Origin of the sequence: Fusobacterium sp. (genome assembly GCF_019012925.1) — a bacterium.
In the GTDB taxonomy this organism is placed as follows: Bacteria; Fusobacteriota; Fusobacteriia; order Fusobacteriales; family Fusobacteriaceae; genus Fusobacterium_A.
Genome location: NZ_JAGIRL010000024.1, coordinates 88,707 through 109,027, shown reverse-complemented (window position 1 = coordinate 109,027; position 20,321 = coordinate 88,707). Strand labels below are relative to the sequence as shown.

Genomic DNA, 20,321 nt, shown 5'->3' with positions numbered 1-20,321 from the left:
ATTTACATAAGGGAGTATAATATGGAAAAAATATTTACTGAATACAAAGATATATTAGATAAAGCTTTTGAAGTTATGGAAAAAGCCTATGCTCCATACTCAAACTATCATGTTGGAGCTTGTGTTAAAACTAAAGATGGTAAATACCATGTTGGAGCAAATGTTGAAAATGCTTCTTATGGATTAACTAACTGTGCTGAAAGAAGTGCTCTATTCCATGTATATTCTTTAGGATATAGACAAGAAGACATTGTATCTATGGCTCTAGTCACTGGAGGTAACACTTTAGGTAGTCCTTGTGGAGCTTGTAGACAAGTTATGGTTGAACTTTTAAATAGAGACACACCTGTAGTTATTGCTAATACAAATTCACAAGCTATGGTAACTACTATTGCTGAACTTTTACCATTTTCTTTTACTAGTGATGATTTAAAATAGGAGGAATTATATGACACCACATAATAACGCAAAAATCGGAGAAATAGCAAAAAATGTATTGATGCCAGGAGACCCTTTAAGAGCTAAATTTATAGCTGAAACTTTCTTAGAGGATATAAAATTAGTTAACTCTGTAAGAAATACACTTGCTTATACAGGAAAATACAAGGGAAAAGACATAACTGTTATGGCTTCTGGAATGGGAATGCCTTCAATAGGAATTTACTCTTACGAGCTTTTCAATGTTTATGGAGTAGAAAATATTGTACGTGTTGGTTCTGCTGGAGCTTATGTTGATAAATTAGATGTTTATGATGTTGTTTTAGCTGACTCTGCTTGGAGCCAATCTACATTCGCACATACACAAAATGGATATGAAAGTGACACTACTTATCCTGATAAAGAGTTAAATGAAAAAATCATTAAAACTGCTGAAAAATTAGGTATTCCTTTACATGTTGAAAAAATTCACTCAAGTGATGTTTTCTATACTGAACCAAATGTAGACAGCTATAAAGAACACTTTGCTAAGCACGGATGTACTTGTGTTGAGATGGAAAGTTTCGCTCTATTCCACAATGCAAAAGTATTAGGTAAAAAGGCTGCTTGTCTTTTAACTATATCTGACTCATTTACATCACACAAAGTTACAACTCCAGAGGAGAGACAAACTGCATTTACTAAAATGATGGAAATTGCTTTAGAAACATTTGTTGACTAATAAAGGAGAACAACTATGAAAAAATACAAAAGAATTTTTACTATAGTTTTAGATTCACTTGGAATTGGTGCTATGGGTGATTCTGTTAAATACGGAGATATTGATGTAGACACTCTTGGACATATTGCTAAATCTGTTCCTAGCCTTAATATTCCAAACTTACAAAAATTAGGAATTGCTAACTTACACCCTATCCAACATGTTACAACTGTAGAAAACCCATTGGGATATTTTGCAGCTCTTAACGAAGCTAGTGTTGGAAAGGATACCATGACAGGACACTGGGAAATGATGGGACTTCATATTGAAAAACCATTCCAAACTTTTACTGATACTGGTTTCCCAAAAGAATTGATTTCTGAGCTTGAAAAAAGATGTGGACGTAAAGTTGTAGGTAATAAATCTGCTAGTGGTACTGAAATTCTTGATGAGTATGGAGAGCATGAAATCGCTACTGGTGACATGATTGTCTATACTAGTGCTGACTCTGTTTTACAAATCTGTGGACATGAGGAGCATATGGGACTTGAAAATTTATACAAATATTGTGAAATAGCTAGAGAACTTACTATGAAAGATGAATGGAAAGTTGGTAGAATCATAGCTAGACCATATATTGGTGAAAAAAAGGGTGAGTTTAAGAGAACAAGTAACAGACATGACTATGCTTTAAAGCCTTATGGACAAACTGCTCTTAATGCTCTAAAAAATGCTAATTTAGATGTTATCTCTGTTGGAAAAATCAATGATATCTTTGATGGTGAAGGAGTGACTGAGTCTCACAAATCTAAAAGCTCTGTCCATGGAATGGAGCAAACTATTGAATTAGCTGATAAAGATTTTACAGGGCTTTGTTTCGTTAATTTAGTTGATTTTGATGCTTTATGGGGACATAGAAGAAATCCTCAAGGTTATGCTGAAGAGTTAGAAAAATTTGATAGAAATTTAGGAGTACTACTTTCTAAATTAAAAGAGGATGATCTTTTAATTCTTACTGCTGACCATGGAAATGATCCTACATATACAGGAACTGACCATACAAGAGAGCAAGTTCCATTTATTGTTTACTCTCCATCTTTTAAAGGAAATGGAAGTTTGGGAGAATTTGATACTTTTGCTGTAATAGGTGCTACTATTGCAGATAACTTTGATGTTCAAATGCCTGAAAATACAATTGGACACTCTGTTTTAGATAAATTTAATTAAAAGTGAGGTTTTATTATGGATAGAAATAAAATGTTAAGTACTGTTGATCATACTCTTTTAACTCAAACTGCTACTTGGGCTGATATTAAACAGATCCTTGATGATGGAATTAAATATAATGTTGCATCTGCATGTATTCCAGCTTCTTACGTTAAAGCTTGTAAAGAATATGTAGGAGATAAATTACCTATTTGTACTGTTATAGGATTCCCTACTGGTTACTCTACAACTTCTGTTAAAGTATTTGAAACTGAAGATGCTATTAAAAATGGTGCTGATGAGATAGATATGGTTATCAATATTGGTGATCTTAAAGATAAAAAATATGATGCTATTTTAAATGAAATAAAAGCTATTCACAAAGCTTGTAATGGAAAAATTCTTAAAGTTATCATTGAAACTTGCCTTTTAACTGAAGAAGAAAAAATAAAAATGTGTGAAATAGTTACTGAATCAGGAGCTGAATATATTAAAACTTCTACTGGTTTCTCTACTGGTGGAGCTACTTTTGATGATGTAATCCTTATGAAAAAACACGTTGGAAAAGATGTTAAAATAAAAGCAGCTGGTGGAATCTCATCTCTTGATGATGCAGCTAAATTTATTGAATTAGGTGCTGATAGACTTGGTACTAGTAGAATTGTTAAACTTATAAAAGGTGAAAATGCTGAAAATATGTATTAATACAAAAGGGAAGTGATTGACACTTCCCTTTCTGTTACATTAGAATTGTAACTACCTAGCTGTGAGTTTTACAAAAAATAAAAATAGTTTACATTCTTCACTTCTCGTTCTGCTGCATTATCGGTAAAAAATTTTACGTTATTTCTTCAAAAAATCTTAAAACATCTTCATCCCTGCTCAATCTCTTCAGAAGATTAAAGTGTAAGAGTTCTACTAGTAATTTCAAAGAGAGCTTCTTTACCACCGAGTTCATATTTGATAGACCATCTAATGATAGCAGTTCTTTCAATATTGTAAATTCTACAAAATTGTGATAAAGAGATATTTAATTCTTTAAATTTCAAAACAAGAAATTCTTTTAGATTAGGACTAATCTTAACTTTTTTAGATATATATTACCAACTTTCTTAAAATTAATATTTGTTGATAATATATGTGAGTACTTTATTGGTATCATATCAACTCTATTTTCTTTTACAATCCTTTGAAAATAAAAGAATAATTTAAAAATTTTTTATAAACTTTATACCTTATTTATATATAAAAAGCTATATCAATTATTTAATTTATAATTAATATAGCTTTCTCTTGCACTTATAATTCTTCTTCTTTTTATTATTTTTTCTTTTGAGGAATATTCATTTTTTCTAGTTTTATTTCTCTATAAATAAGTAATTTCTTAAAGAATGAATAAAGGTATTCATAATTACTATTAATTCCTTTAGAAATATTGGTATAATTTGATAAAACTAAGGCATTTCTAAAATATACAGAGTTTTCTTTAAATAATTCATTATTGACATTATACCCTTTTGTTCTAAGATATTTCTCTATAAATACTGCTGTTGTTCTCGTATTTCCTTCTCTAAATGGGTGTGTTTGCCAAATAGCTGATGTAAATTTTGCTACTCTTTGAACTTGTTGTTCTTGAGATAATTTAGTATAATCTTTAGATTTTTCTTCTTCAAAATCATATTTTAAATAATCTAAAATATCAAAATGATTAGCATAAGTTACTGTATCTCCATCTAATATTGGCTCTTTTTTAGTTATATTTATCTCTCTAAACTTTCCAGCCCAACCTTCTAATTCTCCTTCAAATATATTTTCAAAAAGCCTTCTATGAATACTTTTTAAATAAATTGGACTAAAAGTAAAACTTCCATCTTCTAGTATTTCTGCTATTCTTGTAGATACTATATCACATTCTTTATTATCTCTAATTTCTTGTTTAGTAATGTCTTGATATTTATAATAATTATGTAATTTAGTTTCAATTTCTAAATAAGTTGATTTACCTTCTACTGAATCATTTATAAGTTCTTTTAAATAGCTTGAAGGCTTCAATCCATCAACTTCATTTAAACCTACTGCCATTTCCCAATTTTCTTTTTTTATTTTTTTATCTTTTTCATATTCAACTACATCATAAGTACTTTTTATCATCAATTATCCCTCTAAGTCCTCTGAACTAACTATATCTCCTTCATCAATAATTCCATATTTTTTCTTTAGTTCTTCAGGAGATAATTTTTCTAAATCCTTTTCATTCATCACTGTTCCTCCTTAAAATACGAATTTTTTAAATTTTACTTTTTTATATTTAGTTATCTCTAGAGAGCTTTCTATTCTTTATTTATTTATCTCTTCAAAAATTATTTCTTGCTTTTTCTCAAGTGCCTTCATTCTTACATCTTCAGCTATCAATATTATACTATATAATAAAGTATATCTCAATCTTTTTAATGTTATGTGCCTTTCTTATTTATATTTATGATTCTATTCTGCCAATAATTCTATTTCTTCTATATAAATAATTAATAATTTCACTATCATATTCATTATTAACTATTTTCACTTTTTCTTTAAGATTACTATTCTTATAATACTTTCTAAAAGTTCCATCTTCTTTTAAAATATCCATTATTATATATTAAAAAATGTTATAGACCAACGACTAAAAAATCATCAATCTATAACATTACTTTTAACTTATTAATTTAAAAATAATAAATTTGCATTTTAAAATCTATTAAAATTTATATCCTATACCCATTCCAACAGTGTAATCTTTTTCATTTGATGAAACTCTATAATTTCCGCTAACACTATATGAAATTCCATTTTCCATCTCATACTCAGCTGACACTTTAAATTTAATTTTTGTTCTATCACTTTCTGTAGCTACCATTTGGAAATCACTTGAAGCTCCATTTATTTTTCCTGTTATGTACTCTTTTTCATAACCATCGACAGCATACATTATAGAAGTTCCAGCTTTTACTTTTAGATTTCCTTTTGATAATTTTATATCCTTAACTAAATCTACTCCTGTTTCTGTATCTACTGCTGTAAAAGTTTTACCTTTAACATCAAGAGTTAATGGTTGATCCTCTTTTTCTTTTATACTATCTTGTTTTACATGTGATAAAGAAATATTAAAATATGGTTCTATATGAAGATCTTTATCTAATGAATGTGAATATTTTACTCCACTGAATAATACAAAAGTATTATCATTGTAATCTTTATTTGCACTCATACTCTGATATGCATTGCTTACAGTTCTCTTACTATCATATTCTCCATATTGATATCCTAATCCTGCTTTTAACTCTACATTTCCTATATCTCTTTTAGCGTAAGTTGAAAGCACTGCACTATTTCCCTTTAATTTTGAATTTCCTGAAATATCAGTTGAACTCTTAGTTCCTCCAACTGCAAATCCTACAACTGTATTCTCTTTTATTCTATACTCTCCATATGCATATGCTCCATAGATATGACTATCTATTTTTACCTCTGAATCAGCACTATCTACGCCATGAAGATTTTTTCCATTAAATTCATTCTTATTATCAGAATTTTCTCCTAATATTTTTCCACCAAATATCCATTCTTTCTCATTTACTTTTCTATCTGAAGCTAAAATATCATCTGTTATAGCCATAGCTGATTTTTTAGAAACTTTATGAGAGTATGCATATGGTGTGCTATTAAATATTTTTCCATAAAACTCTAATTGAGCCATAATTGACTCTCTTTCTGTTTTACTTACAATTCCTTCTTTTGAATCCTCAGTTAATTGAGTAGTTTTTTGCATTGAATCTATACCTGCTGATTTTACACTTTGATAAACTTTATTTAGGTAATTATAGTTTGGTACAAGCTCATACACTTTATTTGAATCTGCTTGTGGTTTTTCATCTGGTTTTATATTGTTATCTGGAGTAGATGGTTTTTGTGTTCCACCTTCTGGAGTTGTATTATCTGGAACAGATGGTTTTTCCGGTTCTACTACTGGTGGTTTCGGTAAGTTTTCACTTACTTCTACTTTTATACTTCCATTTTCTCCGATAACTATATCATGAACTGAAGAGTTTGCTTGTATTTTACCTTTATGATCTTTAATACTTGAATTATTAGTTAAAATAGTTTCATTTTTATTAAAATCAGATACATCAAAAACTATTTTATTCATATCTTTAAATATAATATCTTTATTTTTATCATTATATAAAGCATTTCCAATAATATTTCCGCTACTATCTTTATTGTTTTTATTTATATCCAGTATTAAAGAGTTATTATTTAAATTTAGAATATTATCCTTTATACCACTAAAACTAGCCTTCTCTCCAAGTTTGATATTAGTATTTATGTCAACAGTAGAAAAATTTGAAACATTTCCATTGATAGAAACATATGAATTAGAGTCGTATGTTTGACTTTCATTTATCTTATCAGTAGCTTCTACTCTTCCAAGTTTTAATGTATTATCTCCTTCTCCACCATCAATATTATTTATAGCTGAATTATTTCCCTTTACAATAAATGTATCATTTCCTGTTCCACCTTTTAATGTTCCAGCAAACTCAAGAGATATACCATTCTCTCCTACTACAACACTATTATTCTCATTTGATAATTGTAAAGTTTCAAGATTTTTTGTATGTGCTAAAAGATTATTTAATAAGACTAAACTTCTTAAAGAATCATTTGTTGTATCTAATTTTTCAGAAAACTCTAATTTATCCTCATCACTACCAAAATCAATAGTTCCAGCTACATTTAAATGACCTGTTTTATAATCTTCAAAGTTTATCTTTAGATTATCATTTCCCTCACCAAAACTTATATCTCCAATAGAGATAAATCCTTTTGTATTCTTATCAGTTGTAGTTAATTGACTATTATTTTCTGTTTTTACAACAATAGTATCATTTGTTTTTCCTTTAAATTCTACATCTGAAACACTTGTCATAAATTGTGTCCCATCTTCATAAACCTTTTTATCTTTACCATTATATTTAGAATTTAAATTTAATGTATTCTCTTTATTTTCAGTATTAGAATTTTCAAATACTAATTTACCATTTACAACACTATTATTAAGTTCTATCTTTGTTCCATTATTTACTTTAATAGCTACTGGATTTATATTTCCTTCTCCAACTGCTGATATAACACTATTATTAAGAGTTACATTTTTATTTTTTATCATATCAACAAGTGTTCCATCTTTTTCAAAATATCCAACAATTGTTGATTTATCCATTGTAAATGAAGTATTATCTCCACTTTTCAGATCTACTTCTATTACTGGAGTTGTTATTGTACTATCTTTAGCTACTGCTGTTGTAATATGAGTATTTCTATAATCTCTGCCATAATAACCTTTTTCTATTAAATTAGTATCTATAATCAAATGATTATCCATAGTTTTAGTATCTGTTCCTAGATTATTAACAAATAATTTTCTTCCATAAATTTTATTTCCATTATTATTTTTAATTATAACTTTATCAGTTACTGTAATTTTATCCTTAACAATTCTTATACCTTCATTATATGATTTTTCATTATTATTAGCTATGAACTTTCCATTATTTAAAACTAATTTACCGTTTTCTCTTTTTAAAACTATTCCATTTCTTTGAAAGTCACCAAAATGTTCATCATTATTAGCTGCATGTCCTCTTTCAGCTATTATTATTCCATTATTTATAACTGTTCCTAAATTCTGAATACTTTGACCTTCATTACCTTTTAAAACTCCATTATTTATTGCAACAGCCCCCATACTATTATCTACATATTGAGCTATTCCATCTTCACTATTAACTGTTCCATAGTTTACTCCAAAATTTTGTACTTCTTGTCCTAAACTAGCCATGTATTCAGTATTTGTATTTGTTGTGATATTGCCTAGATTAATACCTATTCCAGCAATTGCTTGTCCTCTAGCTTCAGATTTTATAGTCCCATTATTTATAATCAAAGAATTACTGTCTGAACGCTGTCCTACATATGCATTTATATCTTTATTATTTAGTCCTATACTATTTTCACTAGCATATTGTCCCGTTCCATTACTTTCTATCATTCCATTATTTATTGCTAAACCTAATTCAGTATATTGTCCAACTTTTTTACTTTCTATTACACCATTATTTATTCCTATACTTGAACTATTTTCTTTTGTCATCTTATCATCACGAGATATTGTCTGACCATAATTTCCATAAAGAACCCCATTATTTACTCCCAAACCATTTATCACTTGAGCTTGATCGTAAGAAATAATAACTCCACTATTTATTCCTGTCATATCTGGTTGCACTAATTGTGTACCAAAAACAAATTTTTTATTTTCTCCGCCAAAAATATTCTCTATTTTTACATTTTCCTCAGAATCTTTTAAAGTTTTTAAAGCTTCTACCAAATTTGAATATACTACTTGACTATCTTTTAATTTTTCTAAATTTTTTAAAGATATTCCAAATGTTCTATCAACACCACCTATATTTTGAGCAACAATCACTCTGCTATCTGCAAATCTTATTATAATTTTAGTTCCATCTGCTAATTTTTTCTCTATTCTTTTATTACCCTTAAATATTTCTTTTATCTCAGAGAAATCCTCTAATTTTTTGATTTCATTCCCTTCAGCAAATAGATTTGCTGACATTAAAAAAGATATTACTAATCCCAAAGTTATCCTTGTTTTCTTTTTGTTACATTTTTTTAATAATTTTTCAATCCTATTAAGCATTTATCTCCCCTTTTTTGATTTTTTACAAAGGGTATTATATCATATTTTTTAAACAAAATCAAATAAATATAGTTTACAATAACTCGTTTATTTTAAATTTTAATTCATTTCCAGCTCTAAGCTGATATCTCAACTTTTGAACAATGCTATCTAACTTACTCAAATCCCCTAAAATAGCCTTTTCGTCCTCTGATACTTCCATTATTTTATATATCCCACCATTTTTTATTATGATTCTTTTATCTCCCATCAAAGCTAATAATGGGTCATGTGTAGCCATCAACACTATTTTTTCCTCTCCAACCAACAATTCCAATGCCTTCTCTCTATCTATCCCTGCATTTTCAATCTCATCTATCAAAACTATTGGAGAAGTGCTTAAAATAGCTGTATCAGCAATCATCAATGCTCTTGATTGTCCACCACTCAAGCTAGTTACAGGAGTATTCATTTCAAACTTCTCACCAGCTAACTCATTAGCTTTTTTAAATATTTTTTCAACTATCAACTCTATATTTTCAACCATTCTACTTTTAGCATGCATCTCTAAAAACTCATACACACTTAAATCCATTATAAAGTTCATATTTTGAGAAAGTTGTGCTACCAAACTATTACTTGATGAAAACCTACTCTTTTTATCTAAAGGCTCACCATTTACTAATATAGTTCTTTTAGTAGGTGTATCATTTTGAGCTCCCCACTCTATATCTGCTAAAAATCTACTCTTTCCACTTCCTGTTGGACCAACTATAGAAACTATCTCACCTTTTTTTATTACTATCTTATCAAACTTCTCCTCTTCTCCAAATTTATTGATTCCAGGTAATATCGTTATCTCTTCTACGACACTACTATCCAACCCCAATATATCTATCATCTGCTCTGAAAATTCTACCAAATTCTCTACAAAGCTCTCTCTATTTAATCCCTTTTCTTCTAAAATATCCTCATCATATGAGAATATTATCTCTTCAATACTCATATTTTTTTTAAATTCAATACTATTATTTTTTAAAAAATCCTCAATAAAAGCGTATTTTTCTATCACTTCATTTAAAGGTTTTCTCAATAAAAACTCTCTATTTACCACAACTATCACCACTACAATCAGAATCTTTTAAATCTATCTTTCTTACATTCCCCATCTGATGTTCCTCTCCTATTCTAGTCTCACCTAAACAGTATGAACAGAGTGCAGAAGGCATAGAAAATCTTAAACTCTTTCCTTTCAAGCTTTCAATTTTATCATTTTCATCATATATCAAACTTCCAAACTCATAAGCACCCTGACCATTTAAAGCATTTACATGCATAATTATTGCTCTTGGATTTACATTCATAACCCTCATAGCAAATACCTCTCTTTCTGCTTGTGAAACAATATCCCCCTTTGTTATTACAACAATATCTGCACTTTTCAACATTGGTCCAATTTTTTTAGGTGTATTAATTCCACTTAGGTTATCAATGACACAGATAGCTTTTACATCTTTGATATATGGTGAACATCTATTACATAGACCTGCACTCTCTGTTATTAAAAGATCTAACTTCTGTTCTACTCCCCATTTTACAACCTCTTCAATATTACTTACAAAAAAGTGATCTGGACATAACGATCCTGAAAGTCCCTTCTTTACAGGAACACCTATTTTTTCATACAGCTTATCATCATCTGTATATAGACAATCAAATTTGACTACTCCTATCTTTATTCCACGCTTTTTCAAACTCTCTATTGTCTTGATAATAAGAGAGGTTTTACCTGATGAAGGTGGACCTGAAACTGTTATTAAGTTCATCTTACTCCTCCTCACTCGCTTTAAAAAATATACTCTTACATTTTTCTAAAATTTCACCAATATTGTTATTGTGTATGTAATCCCAACCACACCACATAAACTTTTTATCTTCAAGTCTATTATCAACATTTGGATTTACAGTTGGAAATAATCCTTGATGAGAAAATATCTTTCCAACCTCTTCTCCAGCTAGATAGTTTACTATTTTTTTTATTTTTTCCTCTTTTTCTTTCTTAGTCAACATAAATATTGGTGAGATAACAGCTCCATCTTCTGGCCAAATAGGTATCATTGGACCATCTTCTTTTATCATTTTTGTAAAAAAGTAAGGCATTATTGTAACTGTTGGTGTATTCTCTTTTAATTTATCAGACTTTACCATTTGAGCTGGATGTAAATTCTGTAACAAAGCTTTTCCTAACTTTTCAATTCCCTCTTCTCCATAATTTTTATTAATATTTACTAAGATTGAGTTAAAAAGATCAAAATCAGATATTGGTAAACTTACTGATTTTTTAAACTCTGGTTTTAATATATCTTTCCAAGATCTCGGTACCTCTCTATCTCCTAGCATATCTCTATTTACTAAAAATATAGCTGGAACAACTCCTAACATAGAGTAATCTCCATCTGGATCTTTTAAAGAGATCTCGTCATTTTGAAAATCTCTATTGTATCTCTCTATCCCTGTTATATCTTTAAATATATGCTCTTTTTTAAATTTTCCCATAAGTTTATCCTCAAAAAATAGATCAAATCCTGCTGATATAAATATATCTGCTAATTTCTCTGGATGATTAGCTCTTATTACATCCTCTTTTAACCAATCTAAACCTGCTGAAGCTGCTTTCAATTCATATTTTACTTTTAATTCACTATTCTCTTCTAAAAATTTATTAAATCCCTCTAATAGCGGTATTCTTATAGGACAAGGTAACAATCCCATAACACTTATCTCCTGTGATGTGATCTCTTTTTCCACCATTGTAATATCCACATTTTTTCTACTATTATCTATATACTCATTTAAAAATTCTACAAATATCTTTACATCTATTTTCTTTGTTAAAAGTACACTTTTTAAAGTTAAATTTCCCATTATTTTTAATATATTCTCATCTTTTAGGTTTTTAAATCCCTTTAATTCAAAAAAATCTATACTCTCTGGATATTTTTTACAAATCTCTAATACACTCATATTTTCATCTATATATTTCATAATTATCCTCCGATTGTCCTTTTATTTTAAGCTTATTATACTATATAATATAAAAAAAATCAGTAACATATGTTACTGATTTAATCAACTTTTATTAAGCTTTTATTATTTTATCATTTGACTCCATAAACTCTAAATACTGCTCTTTTGTCATCACAGGAGTAAAGTTATCTAATATCTCTTTTCCTTTCTCTGCATTATTAAATAATAGATCTACAACAGTCAATGCCATAGCCTTAGCTGGTGCTAAATATGCATACTCCTCATCTACTATTTGATACTCTCTTGTATGAAGAGCTCCTTTTACACCGCCAAACATAGGATGAAGTGTTGGCATAATATGAGATACATCTCCAAAATCAAATGATCCTGTGAAATCTCCCCCTTCAATTATATCTTCACTAGTCAATCCAATATATTCCAAGTTCTCTCTCAAAACTTTTTCCATATTATCATGTTTTAAAATTGGTAAATATCCTGGTAACTCTGTTATCTCTATCTCTGCACCTACTGCCATAGCTCCTGCTATTAAAGCTCTATTTACCTTTTTATTAGCATCAATCATACTTGATATTGTTCTTGCTCTAACATATGATTCCATTCTTACATCAGCAGGAACAACATTTACAATATCTCCACCTTTTGTGATGATAGGGTGAAATCTTACTCTATCTGCCTCTTTAAATGTTTCCCTCTGAGCATGAACATTATTTATTGCTAACATAGCGGCATTTAAAGCATTTACTCCCTCATATGGAGCTGATCCAGCATGAGCTTCCTTCCCTATAAATTTTATCTCTTTTCCAATAAATCCATTGCTTTCAGGTGCAGTTAATACTTTTCTATCTCCAGTATCTAAAACATGGAACATCATAGACATATCTACATCATCAAAAGCTCCTCTTCTAATAAGCTCCTGTTTTCCACCAAAATACTTTATATGCCCCTCTTTTTTCAATTCACTTCTATAAGCTAATTCAATAAACTCCTCAGCAGGTGTAGCCATAAAGTCTATTTTTCCATCTAGCTCTTTATATACTCCAGATTTTATAAGCCCAACTGCTGCTCCTAGCATTCCAGCTATCTGTACATTGTGCCCACAAGTATGAGAAGCTCCTATTGAGTTGGAATCACAGTGCTCTTTACAAGATATTCCATCTAACTCTCCTAGAATAGCTATCTTTATTCCATCTTTCTCCTCATTTATTCTTGCTCTACACCCTGTATAAGCTATCTTATCTTCAGTTTCTACATTTAATTCATTTTTAAAAAATTCTCTAACTGTTTTTGTAGTTTCAAACTCCTTATATCCAAACTCTGGATTGTGATATATCTTTCTTCCTGCTTCGATTATTATATCTTTATTCTCTTCAATAGCTCTTATTACTCTATCTTTCAATTCCTGTTTTGTCATCTTAACCTCCTTAAATATCTCCTGTTATTCTTAATACTGTTTGAGCTATCAATGCACAAGCAAAGAATATTGTTATAAATACTACTACTGAAATTAACACTATCTTCCAAGACATTCTCTTTAACTCATCAATCTTATTTCCTACAGAAATTCCTGCAAATGTAAGTAGTGGTGTTGTTATTGATATGAAGTCAACCTTTCCTACATACTCCATAAATTTTGCTGACATTGGATTCTGTGGCATACTTAAAATAAATCCTAAAATTGTAACCCAACCAAAAGCTGGAAATACAGATTTTGGAAACATCTCTCTTATTACTAGTGCAACTAGAGCCACCAATATTATTAAAATTATTCCAGGTACTGTATCTATCATTGGAGTTCCTAGACCAACTCTCTGTGTTATCATTACTAATATTCCTGATATTATCAGTAATAAAGTATTTCTCTTCATTCTCTCCATATTTATTGTCATACTATTTCTCTCCCTTTCTTTTTCCTAAAACTGGCTCTAAAATTGCATAAAGCTTATTTGTTAAAGGTAAAGTTACAAATATTAAGAAGTTTACTCCTGTTATTCCTGATAACATATTACTTGTTGCTGCATATGCTAATATTGTATCTTTCATATGAGCTGGTGCTACCTCTGTCAAAGCTGCAGCTGCTGCTGTCATCATACTACCACTTCCCACTCCACAAGCCATTCCTAATGCATATGGGTGTATTCCAGAGTAGATTGAAACCGAACCTAAAATTCCAAATACAATAGTTCCTACAACTGTCCCTATTAAGTAAGTTCCCAATACACCATTTCCTTCTGGAGAATCTATTCCATACTTCTCACCTATAACTCCTAGTGAAGGCTCTCTACTTATACTTGAAGTAGCTCCAACTGCCTCTCTTTTCATTCCTAATAATAGTGCTATTGGCAATGCCACTATTGGTGATAAAATATGTCCTGTCTCCTGTGCTAAAAATGCTGGACCAGCAGCTAATATCTTTTGTAAGTTTGGTCCTGCTAATGTTCCATATTTTACTCCTAAAATTAGAAGTACCATTCCTACCAATTCACTTGCCCATTTTATTTCTGATGAATTAACTATTTTTTTTAATACTGTAATTCTCTTTCCTAATAGATCTGGTGTTATCAGAGTTCCAATAACAACTGCATATAACATAGGAAATAAAATCACACTTACTCTCCAGACTGGGATTGATACTTTTCCTATCGTTTCTGTAATAATTACAATTATTGCTGAAATAATTGTTACTTTCCATAAAGCTCTTTCCATACTTTTCTCCTTTTATATATTAAAGTCATGTCCTTAATAGGACTTTAATTTCATTATAAATATATCACTTTCTCTATAAATTGTCAACTTATTATTCTAAAAAAAAACTATTTTTTTATTTTTAAAACATTACTAATTTAATAAACAATAAAAAAAGGAAAAATTATTGTCATATTTTGTGATATTTAACAATATTTTTCCTGTTATTTCTAAAATTTAAATTTTATAACCCTTCTGGGTCTTCCAGCAGTTATGGAACTTTCTACTTGTACTATCTCAGCATAATCTTTCTCAAGTATCTTTTTTATAATTCTATTTACACTTCTTGTAGTGATGTTGAGAACTTCTGCAATTTCAATACTTGTAAAACTATTTTTCTTTTTCTTTTTTATCATACTTTTTATCTTTTCTAAATATATTGGACTTATCTCTATCTCCTCAGCCATAGTTTTTATTCTCTCATCTGAATCCCTTTTATACTCCAACTCTTTTGAATTTAATAAAGGTCCTTTAACTACTTTTCCATTGGAATAGAAGATTTTTCCCTCTTTAGTCAAACTTAATTTTAAAGCCACCCTTGCATTTCTTTCAGCTTGGAATATTGTTTTTCCCTCTCCAATTCCAACTGCTAACTCCTCATTCTGACCTTCAAATCTGCTCTTTAAAGCTAAAATCTCTTTTAAACTCTCATTTCCTTGAAGAATATCTATATTTGAGATTATCATATACTCTTTTTCATCAGAGATCTGGATATTCCCCTCAACCTTTTTACTGTACTCCAATAAGCTTTTTTCTATCTCCATCTTTAATTCTAAATTATTTTTATCAAAACCAGTTTTATTGGAATTTATTTTTATTATTTGCACACCTAAACCACTGTTCTTCTCATTTAAAATTATCTTATTTAAAAGTGCTACAAAATCATTTTCAATCTCAATATTAGTTGCTTGTAATCTGTAAACAGGTATCTTTTTCTCTTTTAACTTATTATATATATAACCAAAAGCTGTAAAAATACAGTTTATCTCCTTAGAGTTATACTTTTCTAAATAGTTTTCAAGGTACTCATTCTCTGTTTTATTAGGTTCATACTTTTGATAATAACTTCCCTTTAACTCTATATCAAACTCTTTTACAACTTCATTGAATATATGCCCCTCTACAATATCCCATCCCAGTCTTATATTATCCTCTATTAAACTATCTTTTTGTAATTCCCAAAAACTTTTTATCAAACCGATACTTCCACGTTTAGTATATACAACAGGTTTATTTATTTCTAACTCTTTATTATTTAATAAAGAATAGTATACACCAATACCTGTGAGATAGATTCCTTCAACTTCACTCTCTATCTCTTTTATTATTTTCAATGTATTCTCTATCTTATCCTCTTTTTTTAAAATAAACTCTATTTTTTTATATTTTTTAGATAGTATATTGTAGATCTTTTCAACAGAATCACCTGCTCCTACTATTGCTATTCTCATAATTATTCCCTCTGTGCATTCATTTTTCTTATTATATCATTTTTTTTTAGATAAAAAAAGAGAGGATATGTGTATTCCCCTCTCCAAAAATATTATTAAATCTCTCTTATATGGATATTTTGACTTCTATCTGGTCCTACTGAAACAACAGATATTGGACATCTTAAGATCTCTTCCATTCTCTTTATATATTTTTTACAGTTTTCTGGTAACTCTTCATAAGTTTTCATTTGAGATATATCCTCTTTCCATCCTGGTAACTCTTCATATATAGGTTTTGCTCTATATAGTATCTCAGTTGAAGCAGGAACATAGTCATATCTCTTTCCATCTATCTCATAAGCTACACATATTTTTAATGTATCCAATCCACTCAATACATCTATCTTAGTAATTACTATATCTGTAAGTCCATTGATATCCACAGCATATTTTCCTACTACTAAGTCTAACCAACCACATCTTCTTGGTCTTCCTGTTGTAGCTCCATACTCTCCACCGATCTGTCTTAATTTCTCTCCTAAATCATCATTTAATTCAGTTACAAAAGGTCCCTCTCCAACTCTTGTTGTATAAGCTTTCATAACTCCAATTCCCTTAGTTATTTTTCTAGGAGAAACTCCAGCTCCTGTTGTTACTCCTCCTGTTGTAGGTGATGAAGATGTAACATATGGATAAGTTCCATAGTTTATATCTAGCATCATAGCTTGAGCTCCCTCAAACAATACTAATTTATCCTCATCTAAAGCTCTATTTATTTCAGGTATTGAATCAATTATTCTATGTCTTAATCTATCTGCATAACCTGTGTAATCAGCCAAAATTTGCTCATAAGATAGTGGCTCTGCTCCATATATCTTAGTTATAATCTCATTTTTAGCCTCTAAAAATCTTTTTAATTTTTCAGCAAAAATATCCATATTTAAGAAATCTACTGCTCTAATTCCAACTCTGTTTATCTTATCTGAGTAGCAAGGTCCTATTCCTCTTTTTGTAGTTCCTATTTTATTTGAACCACTAGCTTCCTCATTTAACTCATCTATTCTTACATGATATGGCATAATTATGTGTGCTCTATCACTTATGAATAGGTGATCTATCTTAGCACCTTTCTCTGCTAAAGTATCTAACTCTTTTAATAAAACTTTAGGATCAACAACAACCCCTGGCCCTATTATACACTTTCCATTTCCATGTAACATCCCAGACGGTAATAGATGTAGTATAAATTTCTCTCCATTTACAACTACAGTATGTCCAGCATTATTTCCACCTTGAAATCTTACAACATAATCAGCTCTATCTGCCAATACATCTATAATCTTTCCCTTTCCTTCATCTCCCCACTGAGTTCCTACTACTACGTATCCAGCCATTGTTACCTCCTAAGCTTATTTTATTTTTTCTATTTCAATATAATTTATATTTTTGTTGTGTTTACATAAAAACAGTTGTTCAAACTCTGTCTTTATATTATCTGCTACTTTTTCACTATTATGTAGATCAGAAGTGTGATACACTACCTTATAACCATCTAAACTATTAGCTAAATCAATTACATCTTGATAGTATTTATCGTGGTCAGTTTTAAAGTAAAACATACCACCTTTTTTCAATATCACATCTAAAGTTTTAAAGAAACTCTCCTGTACCACTCTATTTTTCTCATTCTCTTCCCAAGGATCTGGAAAGTTTACATAGATTCCATCTATCTCATTTTCTGCTACAAATTCAAGTATCTCTTCCCCTCTTCTTCTTAAGAAAAGAGCATTTGATGATCCATCTCTCTTTACTTTATTCGCTGAAAGTACAAGTCTTTTGAATCTTAATTCAAGTCCTATATGATTTCTCTCAGGAAATTTTTTTGCCATTCCCTGTGCAAAGTTTCCACTTCCAGAACCTATCTCTAAATATATTGGATTATCATTTTTAAAAAATTCATTCCATTTTCCCTTATACGAGTCCATTATTTTCTTATCATAAATAATGTGTTCTGGATAATCCAACAATTTGAACATATATTGATTATAGTTCTTTCTTGGACTCTTAAAAAAATGACTCCACAAGTTCTCTCTTAACTCTTCCATCTGGCCTCCATTACAATTTTTCTATTTTTTCTATAATTTTATCTGCTATTTTACTGTTCTTATGAAATAACTCCTCTATCTTTTCTTGAGAATCTTTCTGATGTAGTTCAATTTTTTCTATAGCTTCTAAAAATTCATTACTGTTACTTACTTTATAACCTAAATTTAATTCTAAAATCTCCTTAGATATCTCTTTTACATTTTGAAGATATGGTCCAAATATTGGTGTCTTTCCATAAAATAGTGGCTCTAACAAACTATGCCCTCCAATATTTACCAATGTTCCTCCCACAAATGCTATATCACTTATTGAGTATATTTTTCTCAATACTCCTATCTTATCTACAATTATTACATCACTTTTTAGAGTATTTCCCTTTTCAATCTCACTATATTTACTATATGAAAATCCATACTCTCCCAGAATCTTTTCTATTTGAGGAGTTCTCTCTATATGTCTTGGGACTAGAATTAGGAGTGTATCTTTCATAGACTTAAATGTATCTAATAGTACTTCATACTCACCTGTTCTACTACTTCCAGCTGTGAATACCCTTCTCTTATCTATATTCAAAAGTTCTCTCAACTGTTCCTTTTCTATCTCATCATATTTTTGAAAAGAGATATCAAACTTTAAATTTCCTAAAGTTTCTACTCTTTCAGCCTCTGCTCCTATCTCAACTATTCTCAAACTATCCTGTTCTGTTTGCATAAAAAACCTGTCTATATTTAAAAATATAGTTTTTAAATACCCAGATAACTTTTTATATCTTTTAAAGCTTCTATCTGATATTCTTCCATTTACAACTATAACTTTAGATAGTTTCCCACATTGATTGATCAAATTCGGCCAAATCTCTGTCTCTACCAAAATTAATAGATTTAGTTTTATTTTTTTTAGAATACTCTTTAAGACCCTCTTATCATCTAATGGAAAATAGTATATATCAACTCTCTCATTTTTTCCAAACTTATCCCTTGCTACTCCTATTCCAGTATCTGTAAATAGAGTCAACAACACCCTCTCATTTCTTGTTTCCAATAGCTTTTTTATCAAGGTTTCTGATAAGTTTATCTCACCTACAGAGGAACAGTGTACCCAAATATACTCACCAGATTTTAAATTTGAAAAGTCCTGTTTTAATCTTTTTTTTAAAAACTGCCCCTTTTTCCCATTCAATAGGATTAATAGATAGATAAATGGTTGTAACAATATTCTTAAAATCTGATAGAACATCTTACTCTCCTATTTTTTCATCTATATACTTAGAAATAGCTTCAACTACTTCATCTATATTCATTGTACTACTATCTATTTCGTGAGCATCTTCTGCTTTTAATAGTGGACTCTCTTTTCTTGTAGAATCTATATGATCTCTCTCTTTGATTGAAGATAGTACTGATTCATAATCAGCCTCTACCCCTTTCTCCTCATACTCCCTTAATCTTCTCTTAGCTCTCTCTTCTGGTGAAGCTACTAAGAAGATTTTTACATCTCCATTTGGGAATACTACTGTACCAATATCTCTTCCATCTAAGATTATCCTTTTTCCCTTGCTTATCTCTCTTTGTAGCTCTACAAGCTTTACTCTAACCTCTCTTATTGCAGCTACTGGAGAAACAACACCACTCACTCTAGGTGTTCTTATCTCCTCTGAAACATCTTTCCCATTTAGAAAAAATTGATTTCCTACAATATCCAATTTTGTATTTGCTAGCATAGCTTCAACTTGAGATCTATCTTCTAAATCAATACTGTTTTCCAATGCATAAAGGGCTATCATTCTATACATAGCTCCAGTATCTAAATATGTAAATCCATACTTTTTAGCTATTATCTTAGCTATTGTACTCTTTCCACTTCCAGCAGGACCATCTACTGTTACTATAAATGCTTTCATAACTCCCCC

At 29.6% G+C, this 20,321-nt stretch carries 18 protein-coding genes; 4 read left to right on the top strand and 14 right to left on the bottom strand.

From position 1 onward, the window contains the following. Positions 1 to 21: 21 nt before the first annotated feature. From cdd to deoC, 4 genes are read left to right on the top strand one after another with little or no spacing between them, the layout of a single operon-like run. Positions 22 to 438: a cytidine deaminase gene (cdd, locus tag QZ286_RS04595; protein WP_291255798.1), complete on the top strand. Its 417-nt coding sequence runs from the start codon at positions 22 to 24 to the stop codon at positions 436 to 438. Positions 439 to 448: 10 nt separating this feature from the next. Next, positions 449 to 1,159 (top strand): purine-nucleoside phosphorylase, encoded by a 711-nt coding sequence (gene deoD / locus QZ286_RS04590; RefSeq protein WP_291255797.1) that lies wholly within the window; start codon positions 449 to 451, stop codon positions 1,157 to 1,159. A gap of 15 nt (positions 1,160 to 1,174) precedes the next feature. Then, a complete protein-coding gene (locus QZ286_RS04585; protein ID WP_291255796.1) occupies positions 1,175 to 2,365 on the top strand; it encodes a phosphopentomutase in 1,191 nt (396 codons plus the stop codon). A 15-nt stretch (positions 2,366 to 2,380) separates the two neighbouring features. Then, on the top strand, positions 2,381 to 3,049 hold the full coding sequence (deoC, locus tag QZ286_RS04580; RefSeq protein ID WP_291255795.1) for a deoxyribose-phosphate aldolase: 669 nt from the start codon (positions 2,381 to 2,383) through the stop codon (positions 3,047 to 3,049). 194 nt (positions 3,050 to 3,243) lie between these two features. Here deoC and QZ286_RS04575 read toward each other — a convergent pair whose 3' ends face one another. The 14 genes from QZ286_RS04575 to cmk all read right to left on the bottom strand — a co-directional run bounded on the left by QZ286_RS04575 (position 3,244) and on the right by cmk (position 20,312). After that, the gene (locus tag QZ286_RS04575) at positions 3,244 to 3,393 is read right to left on the bottom strand and encodes a hypothetical protein (RefSeq protein ID WP_291255794.1); all 150 of its coding nucleotides are present in this window, start codon (positions 3,391 to 3,393) and stop codon (positions 3,244 to 3,246) included. A 271-nt stretch (positions 3,394 to 3,664) separates the two neighbouring features. Continuing rightward, positions 3,665 to 4,495 (bottom strand): Fic family protein, encoded by an 831-nt coding sequence (locus QZ286_RS04570; protein ID WP_291255793.1) that lies wholly within the window; start codon positions 4,493 to 4,495, stop codon positions 3,665 to 3,667. A 586-nt stretch (positions 4,496 to 5,081) separates the two neighbouring features. Next, the gene (locus tag QZ286_RS04565) at positions 5,082 to 9,104 is read right to left on the bottom strand and encodes an autotransporter outer membrane beta-barrel domain-containing protein (RefSeq protein WP_291255792.1); all 4,023 of its coding nucleotides are present in this window, start codon (positions 9,102 to 9,104) and stop codon (positions 5,082 to 5,084) included. Positions 9,105 to 9,177: 73 nt separating this feature from the next. After that, a complete protein-coding gene (locus QZ286_RS04560; RefSeq protein ID WP_291255820.1) occupies positions 9,178 to 9,984 on the bottom strand; it encodes an ATP-binding cassette domain-containing protein in 807 nt (268 codons plus the stop codon). Positions 9,985 to 10,186: 202 nt separating this feature from the next. Next, positions 10,187 to 10,909, bottom strand: a complete 723-nt coding sequence (locus tag QZ286_RS04555) for a GTP-binding protein (protein ID WP_291255791.1) — start codon at positions 10,907 to 10,909, stop codon at positions 10,187 to 10,189. Position 10,910: 1 nt separating this feature from the next. Next, positions 10,911 to 12,128 (bottom strand): ABC transporter substrate-binding protein, encoded by a 1,218-nt coding sequence (locus tag QZ286_RS04550; RefSeq protein WP_291255790.1) that lies wholly within the window; start codon positions 12,126 to 12,128, stop codon positions 10,911 to 10,913. Between the two features lie 94 nt (positions 12,129 to 12,222). After that, positions 12,223 to 13,542: an amidohydrolase gene (locus QZ286_RS04545; RefSeq protein WP_291255789.1), complete on the bottom strand. Its 1,320-nt coding sequence runs from the start codon at positions 13,540 to 13,542 to the stop codon at positions 12,223 to 12,225. A 10-nt stretch (positions 13,543 to 13,552) separates the two neighbouring features. Next, positions 13,553 to 14,017 (bottom strand): hypothetical protein, encoded by a 465-nt coding sequence (locus QZ286_RS04540; protein ID WP_291255788.1) that lies wholly within the window; start codon positions 14,015 to 14,017, stop codon positions 13,553 to 13,555. A gap of 1 nt (position 14,018) precedes the next feature. Then, entirely contained in the window at positions 14,019 to 14,834 is an 816-nt protein-coding gene (locus QZ286_RS04535) for a DUF3100 domain-containing protein (protein ID WP_291255787.1), read from the bottom strand. A 209-nt stretch (positions 14,835 to 15,043) separates the two neighbouring features. Then, a complete protein-coding gene (locus tag QZ286_RS04530; protein ID WP_291255786.1) occupies positions 15,044 to 16,324 on the bottom strand; it encodes a hypothetical protein in 1,281 nt (426 codons plus the stop codon). A 95-nt stretch (positions 16,325 to 16,419) separates the two neighbouring features. Then, on the bottom strand, positions 16,420 to 17,700 hold the full coding sequence (locus QZ286_RS04525) for an adenylosuccinate synthase (RefSeq protein WP_291255785.1): 1,281 nt from the start codon (positions 17,698 to 17,700) through the stop codon (positions 16,420 to 16,422). 15 nt (positions 17,701 to 17,715) lie between these two features. After that, positions 17,716 to 18,411, bottom strand: a complete 696-nt coding sequence (gene trmB / locus QZ286_RS04520; RefSeq protein ID WP_291255784.1) for a tRNA (guanosine(46)-N7)-methyltransferase TrmB — start codon at positions 18,409 to 18,411, stop codon at positions 17,716 to 17,718. A 10-nt stretch (positions 18,412 to 18,421) separates the two neighbouring features. Continuing rightward, on the bottom strand, positions 18,422 to 19,648 hold the full coding sequence (locus tag QZ286_RS04515; protein ID WP_291255783.1) for a glycosyltransferase N-terminal domain-containing protein: 1,227 nt from the start codon (positions 19,646 to 19,648) through the stop codon (positions 18,422 to 18,424). 1 nt (position 19,649) lies between these two features. Further along, the gene (cmk, locus tag QZ286_RS04510) at positions 19,650 to 20,312 is read right to left on the bottom strand and encodes a (d)CMP kinase (protein WP_291255782.1); all 663 of its coding nucleotides are present in this window, start codon (positions 20,310 to 20,312) and stop codon (positions 19,650 to 19,652) included. Positions 20,313 to 20,321: the final 9 nt, after the last annotated feature.

What these genes read in the sequence shown, in the direction of transcription:
- QZ286_RS04560 (WP_291255820.1), bottom strand. Translation starts at nt 9,984, where the DNA reads ATGATAGATATATTGGGGTTGGATAGTAGTGTCGTAGAAGAGATAACG.
- cmk (WP_291255782.1), bottom strand. Translation starts at nt 20,312, where the DNA reads ATGAAAGCATTTATAGTAACAGTAGATGGTCCTGCTGGAAGTGGAAAG.
- QZ286_RS04540 (WP_291255788.1), bottom strand. Translation starts at nt 14,017, where the DNA reads ATGACAATAAATATGGAGAGAATGAAGAGAAATACTTTATTACTGATA.
- deoC (WP_291255795.1), top strand. Translation starts at nt 2,381, where the DNA reads ATGGATAGAAATAAAATGTTAAGTACTGTTGATCATACTCTTTTAACT.
- QZ286_RS04555 (WP_291255791.1), bottom strand. Translation starts at nt 10,909, where the DNA reads ATGAACTTAATAACAGTTTCAGGTCCACCTTCATCAGGTAAAACCTCT.
- cdd (WP_291255798.1), top strand. Translation starts at nt 22, where the DNA reads ATGGAAAAAATATTTACTGAATACAAAGATATATTAGATAAAGCTTTT.
- QZ286_RS04525 (WP_291255785.1), bottom strand. Translation starts at nt 17,700, where the DNA reads ATGGCTGGATACGTAGTAGTAGGAACTCAGTGGGGAGATGAAGGAAAG.
- QZ286_RS04570 (WP_291255793.1), bottom strand. Translation starts at nt 4,495, where the DNA reads ATGATAAAAAGTACTTATGATGTAGTTGAATATGAAAAAGATAAAAAA.
- QZ286_RS04515 (WP_291255783.1), bottom strand. Translation starts at nt 19,648, where the DNA reads ATGTTCTATCAGATTTTAAGAATATTGTTACAACCATTTATCTATCTA.
- QZ286_RS04530 (WP_291255786.1), bottom strand. Translation starts at nt 16,324, where the DNA reads ATGAGAATAGCAATAGTAGGAGCAGGTGATTCTGTTGAAAAGATCTAC.
- QZ286_RS04545 (WP_291255789.1), bottom strand. Translation starts at nt 13,542, where the DNA reads ATGACAAAACAGGAATTGAAAGATAGAGTAATAAGAGCTATTGAAGAG.
- QZ286_RS04535 (WP_291255787.1), bottom strand. Translation starts at nt 14,834, where the DNA reads ATGGAAAGAGCTTTATGGAAAGTAACAATTATTTCAGCAATAATTGTA.
- trmB (WP_291255784.1), bottom strand. Translation starts at nt 18,411, where the DNA reads ATGGAAGAGTTAAGAGAGAACTTGTGGAGTCATTTTTTTAAGAGTCCA.
- deoD (WP_291255797.1), top strand. Translation starts at nt 449, where the DNA reads ATGACACCACATAATAACGCAAAAATCGGAGAAATAGCAAAAAATGTA.
- QZ286_RS04550 (WP_291255790.1), bottom strand. Translation starts at nt 12,128, where the DNA reads ATGAAATATATAGATGAAAATATGAGTGTATTAGAGATTTGTAAAAAA.
- QZ286_RS04585 (WP_291255796.1), top strand. Translation starts at nt 1,175, where the DNA reads ATGAAAAAATACAAAAGAATTTTTACTATAGTTTTAGATTCACTTGGA.
- QZ286_RS04565 (WP_291255792.1), bottom strand. Translation starts at nt 9,104, where the DNA reads ATGCTTAATAGGATTGAAAAATTATTAAAAAAATGTAACAAAAAGAAA.